Origin of the sequence: Chitinophaga hostae (genome assembly GCF_018224885.1) — a bacterium.
GTDB lineage: Bacteria > Bacteroidota > Bacteroidia > Chitinophagales > Chitinophagaceae > Chitinophaga > Chitinophaga hostae.
In genome coordinates this window covers 53,617-67,077 of the sequence record NZ_JAGTXB010000007.1, presented here as the reverse complement: position 1 = coordinate 67,077, position 13,461 = coordinate 53,617, and the positions used below count along the sequence as shown (strand labels likewise).

Here is a 13,461-nt window from a genome sequence, read left to right as displayed (position 1 = left end):
ACTAATCATGAGTACAGCTGTAAAGAAATTAAAGGTGCTGACAGTAGTGGGCACAAGACCGGAAATCATAAGATTATCAAGGGTACTGGCTAAACTGGATGAGTCGGAAGCGATAGAGCATGTACTGGTGCATACCGGGCAAAATTACGATTATGAGCTGAACCAGATCTTTTTTGAAGACCTGGGTTTACGCAAACCGGATCATTTCCTGGAGGCTGCCGGCAAAACGGCCACAGAAACCATCGGTCAGATCCTGATAAAGATTGATCCGCTGCTGGAAGCCATACAACCGGATGCTTTCCTGGTACTGGGCGACACCAATAGCTGTTTGTGTGCGATACCGGCCAAAAAAAGAAAGATCCCCATCTTCCATATGGAAGCAGGGAACCGTTGTTTTGACCAACGGGTGCCCGAAGAAACCAACCGGAAAATAGTTGACCATACCGCTGATATTAACCTGACCTATTCAGATATCGCAAGGGAATACCTGTTACGCGAAGGATTGCCGGCGGACAGGATTATAAAAACAGGCAGCCCTATGTATGAGGTGCTGCATCACTACCTGCCAAAAGTGAAGCAATCGGCAGTGTTAGAAGAGCTGCAACTGAAACCGCAGCAATATTTCGTGGTATCAGCGCACCGCGAAGAAAATATAAACTCCGAAAGAAATTTCGATAACCTGGTAAAATCACTGAACCAGATCGCTGCGGTATACGGGCTCCCGGTGATTGTGAGTGCACATCCCCGTACGCGTAAAATGATTGAGGCTAAAGGTGTGACGTTTGATCCGCTGGTAAAGCTGATGAAGCCCTATGGGTTGAGCGATTATATCGCATTGCAGATGCAGGCGAAAGCAGTATTATCCGATAGCGGTACCATTTCAGAGGAGTCATCCATACTTAATTTCCCGGCACTGAATATCAGGGAGGCGCATGAGCGCCCGGAAGCCATGGAGGAAGCATCGGTAATGATGGTGGGCCTGAACCCGGAAAGAATATTACAGGGATTAACTCAGTTGCAATACCAGCAGAAAGATACCCGCAACTTCAGGGAGGTAGCCGATTACAGTATGCCCAATGTAGCAGATAAAGTGGTAAGGATTATTATTTCCTATACTGATTACGTAAAAAGAACAGTTTGGAAAAACTATGAATAATTATGGAGAACAAATTGTGGATTGTAACGGAATTATTCTTTCCGGAAGAAACGTCAACCGCTTACATCATGACGGAAGTCAGCGCGCACATCGCACAGAATGCTGACGTACATGTCATATGCGGACCTTCTTCCTATCAGAAGTCAAACATAGTATCCAATGCTGCTTTCGCCAATGAAAGCGTAACGATCCATCGGGTGAAGGCATTGCCGTTAAATAAGGACAAGCTGCTGCAACGCTCGCTCCGAATGCTGTTGCTAAGCGTTCAGCTGTCTTTTAAACTGCTGGCAAAATCCCGGAAGGGCGACCGGGTGCTGATTGTAACCAATCCTGCTCCCATTGTGTTGCTGGTATCACTGATCAGCCGCTTAAAGGGGCTGAAATGTTTTACGATCGTACATGATGTGTTCCCGGAGAACCTGGTAGCAGCAAGACTCATGAGCTCCGGCAGCTTAGGCTACAAAATTTTAAAATGGATTTTCAACAAGGCTTATAGCAAAATGTCGGTGCTGTTTGTGCTGGGAAGGGATATGAAGGAGGTTTTTGAGAAAAAGTTAAGCAGTTACCGGAAGAAACCTGCCATATACGTGGTGGAAAACTGGGCGGATACCACCGGTATCTTCCCTATGGGTAAAAATGAAAACAGGATTGTACAACAACTGGGAGTAACGGATAAAATTGTTTTCCAGTTTGCCGGTAACCTGGGACGTGTACAGGGACTGATGGAGCTGTGCAATGTTATAAAACAGATCCGGAATCCGCTGGTGCATTTTATGTTTATCGGGGAAGGAGCTGTGAAACAGGAAATGAAGGATTTTGTAGCCGTGCATCACCTGAGAAATGTATCTATGCTGGATTCCTTTTCCCGTAATCAGCAACGGGAATTTTTAAATGCCGGAGATGTAGGTATTGTTTCGCTGCAGGAAGGGATGGCAGGTTTAGGCGTGCCTTCAAAATCCTATAATATCCTGGCAGCAGGAAAACCTATTCTCTTTATCGGTGACCGGGAAAGTGAAATTGCCCGGATGATCGATGAGCATGATGTTGGCTGGTGTTATGATCTGAAAGATACCCGCAGCCTGCTGGAGTTTTTTAATAACCTGTCTCCGGAAGATGTGCTGTATCTCAAGGATAAAGGAGAGAAGGCGAGATCATTGGCCGTTACAAAATATACCAGGGAGATCATCCTCGACAAGTATTTAAAAATGACAACAAGTGAAAATTGATATTTTGTTAACCGGCGCCTCTGGCTTCCTGGGTGGAGAAATTATGGACATCCTCGATGGCAGGTACCATTTTGTGACGCTGGGAAGGCAATCACCTGTTTTGGGAGGGCGGCATATAGCAGCGGACCTGGGCAGCGGGATCATCATCAACCTGCCGGCCGTAAAGTATGTGATTCATTGCGCGGGTAAAGCGCATAGCATTCCCGGCAATGCAGCAGAAAAAGAAGAGTTCTTTAAAGTAAATTTTCAGGGTACGGTGAATCTTTGCCAGTCGCTGGAAAAAGCGGCAGCACTTCCGGAGGCATTCGTTTTTATAAGTACGGTAGCTGTATATGGAAAAGAGGAGGGAGTACTGATCGCCGAAGATCACCCGCTGGCGGGCGACACGCCATATGCCAGGAGTAAGATCATGGCGGAACAATACCTGGAAGATTGGTGCCGGAAACATAACGTTAAACTGAGTATCCTGCGTTTGCCGCTGATCGCCGGTAACAATCCGCCGGGAAATCTCCGGGCAATGATCAAAGGTATTAAAAGCGGGAAATATTTAGGCATCGGCAACGGTAATGCGAAGAAAAGTATCGTGTGGGCAAAGGATATTGCAGGTATAATACCCGCAGCCGCAGAAACCGGGGGAACCTATAATTTAACGGATGGCAATCATCCCAGTTTCCGGGAGCTGGAACATTATATTGCCCGGGGAATGGGCAAAAAGGATCCCTTCCGGATCCCTTTTGCTGTGGCTAAACTGCTGGCCCTCACAGGCGATTTGCTGGGTGATAAATTCCCGGTGAACAGCAGTAAACTCAAAAAAATAACGACAACATTAACGTTCAGTGACGTTAAAGCAAAGGAAACACTTAACTGGAAGCCATCGGTTGTTACCGAGAAAATACGATTTATAGTATGATGTACCTGGCATTGACAGCAGCATTTTTTTTGCTGATCAACATTTATTTTAAACTGGCCGCTCATTATAATATCATTGATAAACCCAATGAGCGGAGCTCTCATACCAGTATTACCATCAGGGGAGGCGGTATCGTATTTGTAATAGCCGCTTTGGTTGCTTTGTGCCTGGATTTCCAGGCATTTGGTATTCCTGCGATAGGCGTTATTATTATCGGTACCATCAGTTTCCTCGATGATATTTATTCGCTGCCCAATAAAGTGAGGTTGCTGTTTCATATAGCCGCTGTATCGCTGATGTTTTATTACCTGGCCGTTTTTACCACCCTGCCTGTTTATGTCATTGCCGCCTTTTACATATTGGTGATAGGTATTATTAACGCCTACAACTTTATGGATGGGATCAATGGCATCACCGGTTTATACAGCCTTGTTACCTTATGTGCACTGCAGTACGTAAATATGGAACGAGTCCCTTTTATCAATGAAGACATGATCTGGCTGCCGGTGCTGGCCTGCGTTGTTTTCCTGTTTTATAATTTCCGTAAAAAGGCGGCCTGTTTTGCCGGGGATGTGGGAAGCGTTACCATCGCTTTCTGGATCGTTACTTTATTGCTGAAACTTATTTTGTTTACAGGTGAATGGAAGTACCTGCTGTTATTGTCGGTGTATGGGGTGGATGCCGTACTGACCATCCTCCATCGGTTATCGTTGAAACAAAATATTTTTAAAGCGCATCGTTTGCATTTTTACCAGATAATGGCCAATGAGAGAAAGGTGCCACATTTGATGGTAGCCTCTTTATATGCCTTTGTACAGGGAGTTATCGATGTATTTGTGGTGGGTAACCAGCACAGTTTGCCGTTAAATATCGGGCTGGTATGTGTACCACTGATACTGATATACGTAATTTTTAAACCGCAGTTAATGCATAAAATAGCCGCATAATGTCCATGTCATTTCTTATTTACGGCGCCGGAGGGCATGCCAATGTGCTGGCAGATCTTGGTGCATTGGCCGGTGCAGATATTCCAGTAATGTTTTCCGATGACACGCTGCATCATGGCCAGCGAAATAACAGGGTGATCCGTTCTTACGATCCGTTGCTTTTTCCGGAATTGCCGTTGATATTGGGTATTGGAAATAATAGTGTACGGGAGATGATTGCCGGGAAGGTAACACATTCCTTTACCGTATTGTCGCATACCACAGCCTATGTGGCTGCTGACGCCATAATAGGAAATGGAACCGTAGTGCTGGCAAACGCCGTGGTGCAGGCTAACAGCCGCATCGGGAATCATGTGATCATTAACGCAGGCGCCGTGATTGATCATGATGCGGTGATTGGTGATTTTGTTCATATCTCCCCCAATGCTTATATCGGTGGCGGAGCTATTATTGAAAAAGGTGTGGTGATAGGGCCGGGAGCCATTATCCAAAGAAACGCTGTTGTAAAACAAGGCACCGTTGTGCCTCCGCTTACGCTGGTAGCCTAACTGCCAGCCGCATATTAATACCCTTACCTTTTATCAGCCAAAATTTTTTTTCAATTGTTATATTGAATTCCTTGTTACATTTACAAAATGGAATAATATTTTACGGCAACCAGCCGTTATCCCGAATATATGAATATGAGATGAACCTTATGAACCTAATGAATGTAATGAACCTAATGAACCTTTTAGTAACCGATTATTAAACTCAATGAACATTTTTTAATTCTTTTCTTTAGCAGCTTTTTGGATACTTAAATTATTTACTAAAATAACCATATCATCTATACATATAAATAATTTATATTTGTGGAATGTTTTGCTGACCTGGCTTGGCGTGTAAACGTTGTAACGTTCGGAACGTGCATAGCAGGGTAACCAGAGAATACCTTGTTTTCTTGAAATGTGAATATCCTATGATGACCATATCTTCTGCATTGTATTTTATGCGCAGGAGGAGTTATGTACCTACATTTTTACTATATCTGTTACGGTTAAAAGAGTGGGTATGTGTCCTTCTTTTTATTTTCCTGATGTCACTGCAGCAGTTATCTGCGCAGGATATTGTCGTCAGGAATCCCTCGCTGGAAGGAGTGAGAGGGCAAACTAAAGCCCCTCCTTCATGGAACATTGCTTTTAATACCCCCGACATACAGCCCGGCGTGCTGGGTATTGATATGCCCGCTTCGCAGGGTGCTACCTATGCGGGCCTGCACAGCGCAGACACCATACCGGAGGGTATTTCGCAGGAAGTATTTTTAAAAGGACAGCACACTTACATCTTTTCTTTTGACCTGGCCTATGCGCCGTTATATATTTTCAGGGCATGCTATGGAGAGCTGGCTGTTTATGGAAGTGACTCCGGAACAGATATGGCCGAGCTGTTGTGGAAGTCCGGCAAGTTCTATCATACCGACTGGAAAAGATATGATGCAGTATTCAAAACATCCCGGAACTTCAGGTACATTATACTGATGGCATATGTTTCCGGAACATGTGATAAAAGTATTTACAGCTCGTCCCTGCTGATCGATAATTTATCGGCAACGATCCGGGAGGTGCCTCAAATCAGTTTCAATATAGAACATACGTGCGTGGGCGTTAGTAACGGCCGTATTTCAGCCGCTATAACCGGTATTGCACAATCATGTACCTACCTGTGGAAACCAGGGGGCGAAACCAGCAGCAGTATTGCCAATCTTGCCAAAGGAACCTACTGGTTAACCGTTACGGCCGCCAATGGAACAACCGCCACCGCCAGCGCCACTATCCTCGATACTGATCTGAAAAGCGAAGTCAGTACCATTATATCTGATTGTAACGGGGAAAATAAAAACCAGATAGTGATCAAGGCAACCGGAGGGATACCTCCTTACCGCTATTACCTGAACGACGACCAGCATGCCAGTTACAACCCGGTATTTAAAGAATTAAGACCCGGCAACTACCGGGTAAAAGTACAGGATGAACATAGCTGCGTAGATCGGAAAGATAACATACAACTGAGGGAACCCATGCGATTGCAGATTGCAGATGTTAATACCACCGGCACCAGTTGCAGCAGTACCATCGATGGCAAGATTGCACTGAATGTTTCCGGGGGGACGCAGCCATACGCCTATCGCCTGGAAACAAACGAATGGCAGGCAGATAATGTGCTGAGCCGCCTCAGTGCCGGGTTCTATTACTACCAGGTAAAAGACAAAAATAACTGCCGGGTAGATGGCAGGGCCGAAGTCATCAAAAATGACCGGGAATGCGCGGTATTTGTACCTACCGCCTTTTCGCCCAATGGCGATGGGCTAAACGATCTTTTCCGTGTTAAATTACACGACGATGTCCATGATTTCCGGTTCGAAGTATTCAGTCGCTGGGGACAGCTGGTATTCAGTACCACCAATCCGGAAGGCGCCTGGAACGGGGAATTACAGGGGAAACAGCAGGCTGTTGCCACTTACGTGTGGGTGCTCACCTACACTGATAGTCAACAACAGGCGCGTAAACAAACGGGCGTGGTAACGCTGCTGCGATAAATCAGAGGGTATTATTCCTGAACCCATAAGTATCCAGGGTCCGTCTTAACTTTTTATGTTGCGCAATACCAGCGATGGCTTTAAGGTGCTTTTCGTGATGCAGATCAGTACCGATCAGCTCTATCAGGCCGGCTGCCATCAGTTTTTCGGCCGCCTGCTGAATATGTTTGCCATAATACCCCGTAAGCGATAACAGGTTAACCTGCAAGGTACAGCCCTGTTGCTTTAACCGTTCATATTGCTGCATATCCTTATGATAATAGGAATAGCGTTCAGGATGCGCCAGCACGGGAAGGTAACCCGCTGCCTGTATGTCAAACAACCACTGAGGTAACTGCGGTGGCGGCGACATAAAAGAAATCTCCACCAAAACCATTTTACCCGTCAGCGTTAACAACGGCTGCTGTAACAGGGGAATAAATTGTTCATCGAGGTAATATTCTGCGGCATGATGAAACGATACCGGGATATTTTTCTGCACCACCGCGGTAACTACACTATTATATGGTGCAGCCATCGTATCTGCCGAATTGGGATAGCGGTCCATCATTACATGCGGCGTGGTGATGATCTTTCTGATCCCCATCTGTTGCAGTTGTTCTATAAACTGTACCGAAGTACCCACATCGGGTACGCCATCATCGATACCCGGAAGCAGATGCGAATGTATATCTGTTCCCATGAATGCCAGCAGGTCTGCCGGTGGCGATGTTTCCGTATTTCGTCTTTTGAAAAATAGCATATGGTTCTCCAATAAATCAAGGACACAAAAAATCGCTGTCTTACAACATAATCAGTGCCACAATTTCTTCCAGGTACTGCTGATCTGTGGCGTCGAAATGGGAGAGCTGTTCACTGTCTACATCCAGTACTGCTTTTACTTCATTGTCCCGGATCAGCGGCACTACGATCTCCGACCTGGAAAGACTGCTGCAGGCAATATGCCCCGGAAAGGCTTCGACGTCAGGAACAATCAGCGTGGCTGCCTGTGCCCAGCTACTGCCGCAAACCCCCCTGTTCTTACGGATACGGGTACACGCCACAGGTCCCTGGAATGGTCCCAGTACCAGTTCATCTCCCTTTACAAGATAAAATCCAACCCAAAACCATCCGAACTGCTCTTTAAGCGCAGCCGCTACATTGGCCAGGTTAGCTACCAGGTCCGGTTCTCCTTCCAGCAATGCCTTTATCTGCGGGATCAGCGCAGTGTATTGTGCGGTTTTATCGCCCTCAATGATATGTAAGTCTTCTGCCATAATTGTTGTTGTTCTAATGCAAAAGTCCGGAAATTTATATATATTTAGTGTTATAACCGTTAAAGTAATTGTAGTTAACCATTCAACCAATATTTGCCTGTGTAAAGCGTTCTTTTTTGGTGGTTTATCCTATTTTTTTCCGCTGAAAGGTTAATTAAAATATCTTTGTCACACTATGAAATCACCAGACGTAATTTTAGTGAACGAACAAGACGAAGCCATTGGTACCATGGAGAAGATGGAAGCTCATCATAAAGGCTTACTCCATCGCGCTTTTTCCGTGTTTGTCATTAATGATGCAGGTGAAATGCTATTACAGCGCCGGGCCCTGGAAAAATATCATTCCGCCGGTTTATGGACAAACGCCTGTTGCAGTCATCCGTTTCCCGGTGAAACCATTGCCGCCGCGGCACATCGCAGGTTGCAGGAGGAAATGGGATTTGACTGCGAACTACAGGAAATTTTTACGTTCACTTACCGGGCAGAATTTGACAATGGGTTAACCGAGCATGAGTTTGACCACGTGTTGCTGGGTACCTATAATGGTAACATTCACCCTAATCCTTCTGAAGTATGTGATTATCATTACCTGTCTGCCGCCCGTATCAATGAATTAATGAAGGAGGAGCCAGCTGCCTATACCATATGGTTTCATCGTGCCTTACCATTGGTATTGCAATATATAACTGTCAATGCCGGCGCCACCGGTCGGTAACTTTTTTGTTTAGCTATGCCAGTTGACCGATAACCTGGTTGTATTAATGAAATAAAATCTACAGCACCTTTTTGCTTTCACCGCTTTGTGCGGCCCTGATTTCTTGTGCCAATTAGTCTCCTGCCAGGACAAGCCTGGTACACCTATGCTATTTACTGCCCTCAATATTTAACTATTAAACCCAAAGGACATGACAACCATTCAATTGCCTGTTATCAGGTATCCCTTCCCTTCTGGAATTAATCAACATGCAGATGAAGCCCAGCTCCATATCAGATCCTGGGTAAAATCCTATCGCCTGCTGACTACTGAAAAAGCATGGCAGCGTTTCGACAAAGCGCGTTTTGCATGGCTGGCAGCCCGCGCTTTCCCGGATGCGGCCCTGCATGAACTCTGCATCATTGCCGACTTTAACACCTGGCTGTTTATTTTAGACGACCAATGCGATGAGGCAACAGCTGGTCGTAAAGCAGACTATCTGAAAAGCATCATGGCTGGTTTGATGGACATCCTCCAGCACAACCGCGAAGTAACGATGGAAAATGGCGGGCCGCTGGCCGCAGCCCTGTGCAGTATCTGGGACCGTATGCGCGCTATTGGCAGCCCGGCCTGGCGTTTGCGCTTCATCCGCAGTATGGATGATTATTTTACTTCCTGTATCTGGGAGGCAGAAAACAGGGAAGCAGGTATTGTGCCAACCGTGGCCGATTATGTACGTATGCGCCCCTTTACAGGCGCTCTGCTGGCTGATATAGAAGCCATTGAGATCATCGAAAAGATCTACCTTTCCCGTTCCGTGGCGGAGCATGCGCTGCTGCAACGCATGATAGAGGCCTGTAATAATATTGTATGCTGGGCCAACGACCTCTTTTCCTGTACCAAGGAAGCCCGGCAGGGAGATGTACACAACCTGGTACTGGTGCTCAAACATCACCAGCAACTCACGCTGCAGGAAGCCATTCAGGAAGCTACCCGCATGCATAACGAAGAAGTGGCCATTTTTGCCACACTGGAAAAATTACTGCCGCTCACCGGCAACGAAACAGACTATGAACTGCTGCGGTATGTATCCGTATTGCGTTCCTGGATTACGGGCAACTACGATTGGAGTGTACGCGATACCGGTAGATACGGCATGGAAGTGAAGGAAGTGGTACCGGCGTGAGGGCGCCTTCGGCGCCTGTCTTAGGGCAGGATTTAAATGATTAAAATGATTGTACTGATTTTGTTTCTTTTTTTGAGAGAAGCCTGCTGCTCCTCTCAAACCATTCGCCAGCAGGAGAAAGGCATAGATAAGAAAAAGCTAAAATCAGTACAATCATTTTAATCATTTAAATCCTGCCCTAAGACAAACGCCGAAGGCGTTCACCCCCGCTTCACCCGCCGCTCTATCAAACGACCCACCCACCAGAAGGAAATGGCCAGTATGCCGAAGAATAATCCTTTGTTGGTATGGTCCCACAAATATTCGAAGTAGCGGGTATACAGGTCCAGTAAAATAAAAATTACGCCGAGGTCGCGGAGAAAATTATCTTTTATCCGGAGTCCCAGTACTAATACCCCTGCGCATTGCAGGGTGTAAATGACTACCCATTGCAGTAAATGTACCTGCCTTAGCTGCTGCCATTCATCCCAGGTTCCACAGTTGCCGAAGATAGAGATCAACCAGCCGGAAAGAAGAAACAACAGCCAGCCCCCGGTCCAGGTGATATCCTTGATGGGAGCATATACCCGGAGCCGCCGCAATACCCAGGCTGCCAATACCAGCAAGGCGCCCAGCAGCGCCATACGGCAGGGAAGGTTCATGCCCAGGAAAAAAGAAGCGTCGCCGGCCAGGTAATAGCTGAGCTTTACATAAGCCGGTATCAGGCACAGCAGGGTGGCCACCCACAACAGCCGCGAATGCAGCATAATGCCCAGTACGCCGTAGCAGACGGTAGCCAGCAGCCAGAATGCGCCATAGTTTCCTCCCAGGTAGCCCACACTTTTACCAAGATATACTACGCTGACGCCTATACTAAGTACGGGCAACAGCCAGAAAAGCTCCCGGTTAAACGAAAATACCGGCTGGTGCTTATTGCGACGCCAGCCCTCGTAACAGAGAAATATGGTCAGGCCGGCAAATAACAACGTAATCACCCCGTCGGTCAGTGAAAATTTCTTCCGGATAATTTCTATCCATTTCTCATCCAGCACCAGCGACCCAAAGGCCATCAATGCACATGAAATGGCCGCAATAAATATATACAGCGTAATGGTTTGCCAGTCGGTGTTGACCACCTTATAGCTCTGCTGCAGCTTTTCAACCTGCTCATCAGAGATAAGCTTCTCCTGTTGCCACGTAGCAATGGCGCGATGCAGCAACTGGGCCTCTCTTTTGTCTAATTGTAACATAGGCTGTAGTTTCAGCTGTTTGGTTCCACTTTATGTACCAGCCGGAGCGTATTGCGCTTCTTTATCTTTAAACGAACGTAATTAAATATGCCCAGTGCCGGAATAATCATATAACTGATACGCTGGTACGCAGTATTTTCCGGGTACAGGAAATAGGTCATGGCAATGCAGGTAAAGCCCGTAGCAGCTGTCAGGAAGCCATATTTGAAACGCTGGTACAGCAACTCCTTTTCCATATGATGCCCCGGAGCAGCCAGGTTCGGTTTTTTCTGAAAAACATAGTAGCTGATCCAGAACAAAGCGGCCAGGCAACCCGTCAGGTTACACAGATAAATGAAGAAAGGCAGCATAAAGTGAGCGCTGGTGTGCAAAATCGCCGACGTGGAAAATGGGAACGACACAATAAAAAATAAAAAGAAAAGATTACGATGAATCAATCCTTCGTCGTAATTTTGAAGGAAGCGGCATAACTGAAGATGCCGGACCCAGAAATTTCCAATAAATATAAAACTGGCTGTAAACGCCAGGAACTCTATTAAAGTAGGTTGTAGTAACTCCCAGTATCCGTTGGCAGGCATTTTTCCAGGAAGAACCGGCAATTTGATTTCGATAATCAGCAAGGTAATGGCAATGGCAAAAACCGCATCACTGAAAAGTATCAGTCGCTCCAGCTCAAACTCACGATGAACAGGTTTGGGTTCTTTTATAAAGGACATAGACATAGTTAACAATAACTTTTACCGAAAGATACGAAAATAGCGATTAGCTGTCAGTTATCACTATTCGCCATGTGGTGCAGGGGCCGCCGGTTAAACAGCGCGGTATATCAACACAACCTTTTTACCTGTTTGTTGTTAAGTATCTATCAATCATCATATACTTTCAAAGTAATAAGTATGCATTGTCGTTTTTTCCTTATCACCCTTCTTTTATTGTCAGGAATAACAGCAGCTTACGGGCAGGCAGATACAACGAAGCCTGGCGAATACGCCTATAACCTGGTCAATTGCATACAATACGGCCTCACTCATCAGAACGATGTGGTAAATGCCCGGCTGGATGTAAAATTCTCGCAGGAACAGATAAAGGAAGCCACCGGCAAATTTCTGCCCCATGTAAATGTTAATGGCAGCCTGGTAGATAACCTTAAACTGCAAACTTCTCTTATTCCGGATCTCACGAACCCATCCTCCGGAGTAAAAATCCCCGTGCAGTTTGGTACCAAATGGAATTCTTCCGTTACCGGCCAGGTAGACCAGGCCATCTTCAACAGCGACTACTTCCTCGGATTAAAAGCGTCGAAAGTGTATGGCGGGTTGTCGGAAAAGGCGTACAAACGCACAGAAATAGACACTAAAGTAGCCATTACCAAAGCCTACTACGCCGTGCTGGCCAGCGAAGAAAATATCCGGCTGGCAAAAGCCAATATGACCCAGCTCAGCAAAACCCTGTCCGATACAAAAGCCCGCTATGACGTAGGAGTGGCCGAAAGAGTGGATGTAGACAGGATACAGGTGTCCTATAATAATATCGTCACAGATATAGAAACCCAGATCCGGGTTCTCGTATATACGATGCAGTTATTGAAATTCCAGATGGGTATGCCCCAGGAAACAAAGCTTACCCTCACCGAAACCGTACAGGACCTGAACCTGGATGCGTTTATTGCGGATACGGTCGATTACCAGGTGCAGGACAGGATTGAATACAGCATCCAGACTACCCAGATTGCCCTCAATGAGCTGAGCCTGAAAAGCAAGAAACTGGGATATCTTCCTACACTCAACGCCTATGTGAATTATGGGTTCAACTATTTCGCTTCTACATTCGGGGACCTTTATAAAACCGGTTACGGCGCCTCCGCACTGGGACTAAGTCTTAGCTGGCCCATTTTTACCGGCACCGAGCGACTGCACCAGATCCGGGAAAACCAGATCACCCTGGAGAAGTCAAAAAATGACCTCGACTACCTGACCCAGCAAATCAAAGTAGAGGTAGCTAAATCAAGTACCGACTATCTTAATAACAAATCAAAATTCGTTACACAGAAAACCAATATGGGACTTACCCAGGGAATATATGATCGTATTGTACTCAAATTTGGACAGGGAGTGGCTTCCAGCCTGGATGTAACCTCTGCCGAAAATGATCTGCAACAGGCGCAGGTTAATTATGTACAGGCCCTGCTCAATACCCTGATCAGTAAAACAGACCTGGATAAAGCCATGGGCAAAATTAAGTAAACAGTTAGCTTTTTTGTATTCGTAATTCGCAATTAA

13 protein-coding genes are annotated in these 13,461 nt (G+C 46.2%); 9 read left to right on the top strand and 4 right to left on the bottom strand.

Translation table 11 applies throughout. The annotated features are described in order from the left end of the window. The first annotated feature begins 7 nt into the window (after window positions 1-7). From wecB to KE626_RS16010, 6 genes are all read left to right on the top strand, one after another. A complete protein-coding gene (gene wecB / locus KE626_RS16035; RefSeq protein ID WP_211973937.1) occupies window positions 8-1,156 on the top strand; it encodes a non-hydrolyzing UDP-N-acetylglucosamine 2-epimerase in 1,149 nt (382 codons plus the stop codon). A gap of 2 nt (window positions 1,157-1,158) precedes the next feature. Then, entirely contained in the window at window positions 1,159-2,382 is a 1,224-nt protein-coding gene (locus KE626_RS16030; protein WP_211973936.1) for a glycosyltransferase family 4 protein, read from the top strand. Further along, window positions 2,372-3,292: an NAD-dependent epimerase/dehydratase family protein gene (locus tag KE626_RS16025; RefSeq protein ID WP_211973935.1), complete on the top strand. Its 921-nt coding sequence runs from the start codon at window positions 2,372-2,374 to the stop codon at window positions 3,290-3,292. Before KE626_RS16030 ends, KE626_RS16025 begins: the two co-directional genes overlap by 11 nt. Further along, a complete protein-coding gene (locus tag KE626_RS16020) occupies window positions 3,289-4,239 on the top strand; it encodes an MraY family glycosyltransferase (protein ID WP_211973934.1) in 951 nt (316 codons plus the stop codon). The genes KE626_RS16025 and KE626_RS16020 overlap by 4 nt, the downstream gene beginning before the upstream one ends. Further along, entirely contained in the window at window positions 4,239-4,787 is a 549-nt protein-coding gene (locus KE626_RS16015; RefSeq protein ID WP_211973933.1) for a PglD-related sugar-binding protein, read from the top strand. The genes KE626_RS16020 and KE626_RS16015 overlap by 1 nt, the downstream gene beginning before the upstream one ends. A gap of 413 nt (window positions 4,788-5,200) precedes the next feature. Next, complete coding sequence (locus KE626_RS16010; protein ID WP_211973932.1) at window positions 5,201-6,817, top strand: T9SS type B sorting domain-containing protein; 1,617 nt, start codon at window positions 5,201-5,203, stop codon at window positions 6,815-6,817. A 1-nt stretch (window position 6,818) separates the two neighbouring features. Here KE626_RS16010 and KE626_RS16005 read toward each other — a convergent pair whose 3' ends face one another. Beyond that, the gene (locus KE626_RS16005; protein ID WP_211973931.1) at window positions 6,819-7,559 is read right to left on the bottom strand and encodes a tyrosine-protein phosphatase; all 741 of its coding nucleotides are present in this window, start codon (window positions 7,557-7,559) and stop codon (window positions 6,819-6,821) included. A gap of 40 nt (window positions 7,560-7,599) precedes the next feature. Beyond that, window positions 7,600-8,073, bottom strand: a complete 474-nt coding sequence (locus tag KE626_RS16000; RefSeq protein WP_211973930.1) for a GAF domain-containing protein — start codon at window positions 8,071-8,073, stop codon at window positions 7,600-7,602. A 175-nt stretch (window positions 8,074-8,248) separates the two neighbouring features. On the opposite strand from KE626_RS16000, the gene idi reads away from it, so the two are divergent. Continuing rightward, a complete protein-coding gene (gene idi, locus KE626_RS15995) occupies window positions 8,249-8,788 on the top strand; it encodes an isopentenyl-diphosphate Delta-isomerase (RefSeq protein ID WP_211973929.1) in 540 nt (179 codons plus the stop codon). A gap of 190 nt (window positions 8,789-8,978) precedes the next feature. Continuing rightward, entirely contained in the window at window positions 8,979-9,953 is a 975-nt protein-coding gene (locus KE626_RS15990) for a terpene synthase family protein (protein ID WP_211973928.1), read from the top strand. A 200-nt stretch (window positions 9,954-10,153) separates the two neighbouring features. On the opposite strand, the gene KE626_RS15985 is transcribed toward KE626_RS15990, so the two are convergent. Together KE626_RS15985 and KE626_RS15980 are read right to left on the bottom strand one after the other, a co-directional pair. Continuing rightward, window positions 10,154-11,182, bottom strand: a complete 1,029-nt coding sequence (locus KE626_RS15985; protein WP_211973927.1) for a hypothetical protein — start codon at window positions 11,180-11,182, stop codon at window positions 10,154-10,156. 11 nt (window positions 11,183-11,193) lie between these two features. Further along, on the bottom strand, window positions 11,194-11,904 hold the full coding sequence (locus KE626_RS15980; RefSeq protein WP_211973926.1) for a TMEM175 family protein: 711 nt from the start codon (window positions 11,902-11,904) through the stop codon (window positions 11,194-11,196). 174 nt (window positions 11,905-12,078) lie between these two features. Here KE626_RS15980 and KE626_RS15975 point away from each other — a divergent pair, with 174 nt between their 5' ends. Continuing rightward, on the top strand, window positions 12,079-13,425 hold the full coding sequence (locus KE626_RS15975) for a TolC family protein (RefSeq protein WP_211973925.1): 1,347 nt from the start codon (window positions 12,079-12,081) through the stop codon (window positions 13,423-13,425). Window positions 13,426-13,461 lie beyond the last annotated feature (36 nt).

What these genes read in the sequence shown, in the direction of transcription:
- idi (WP_211973929.1), top strand. Translation starts at nt 8,249, where the DNA reads ATGAAATCACCAGACGTAATTTTAGTGAACGAACAAGACGAAGCCATT.
- KE626_RS15990 (WP_211973928.1), top strand. Translation starts at nt 8,979, where the DNA reads ATGACAACCATTCAATTGCCTGTTATCAGGTATCCCTTCCCTTCTGGA.
- KE626_RS16000 (WP_211973930.1), bottom strand. Translation starts at nt 8,073, where the DNA reads ATGGCAGAAGACTTACATATCATTGAGGGCGATAAAACCGCACAATAC.
- KE626_RS16005 (WP_211973931.1), bottom strand. Translation starts at nt 7,559, where the DNA reads ATGCTATTTTTCAAAAGACGAAATACGGAAACATCGCCACCGGCAGAC.
- KE626_RS16010 (WP_211973932.1), top strand. Translation starts at nt 5,201, where the DNA reads ATGATGACCATATCTTCTGCATTGTATTTTATGCGCAGGAGGAGTTAT.
- KE626_RS16020 (WP_211973934.1), top strand. Translation starts at nt 3,289, where the DNA reads ATGATGTACCTGGCATTGACAGCAGCATTTTTTTTGCTGATCAACATT.
- KE626_RS15985 (WP_211973927.1), bottom strand. Translation starts at nt 11,182, where the DNA reads ATGTTACAATTAGACAAAAGAGAGGCCCAGTTGCTGCATCGCGCCATT.
- KE626_RS15980 (WP_211973926.1), bottom strand. Translation starts at nt 11,904, where the DNA reads ATGTCTATGTCCTTTATAAAAGAACCCAAACCTGTTCATCGTGAGTTT.
- KE626_RS16030 (WP_211973936.1), top strand. Translation starts at nt 1,159, where the DNA reads ATGGAGAACAAATTGTGGATTGTAACGGAATTATTCTTTCCGGAAGAA.
- KE626_RS15975 (WP_211973925.1), top strand. Translation starts at nt 12,079, where the DNA reads ATGCATTGTCGTTTTTTCCTTATCACCCTTCTTTTATTGTCAGGAATA.
- wecB (WP_211973937.1), top strand. Translation starts at nt 8, where the DNA reads ATGAGTACAGCTGTAAAGAAATTAAAGGTGCTGACAGTAGTGGGCACA.
- KE626_RS16015 (WP_211973933.1), top strand. Translation starts at nt 4,239, where the DNA reads ATGTCCATGTCATTTCTTATTTACGGCGCCGGAGGGCATGCCAATGTG.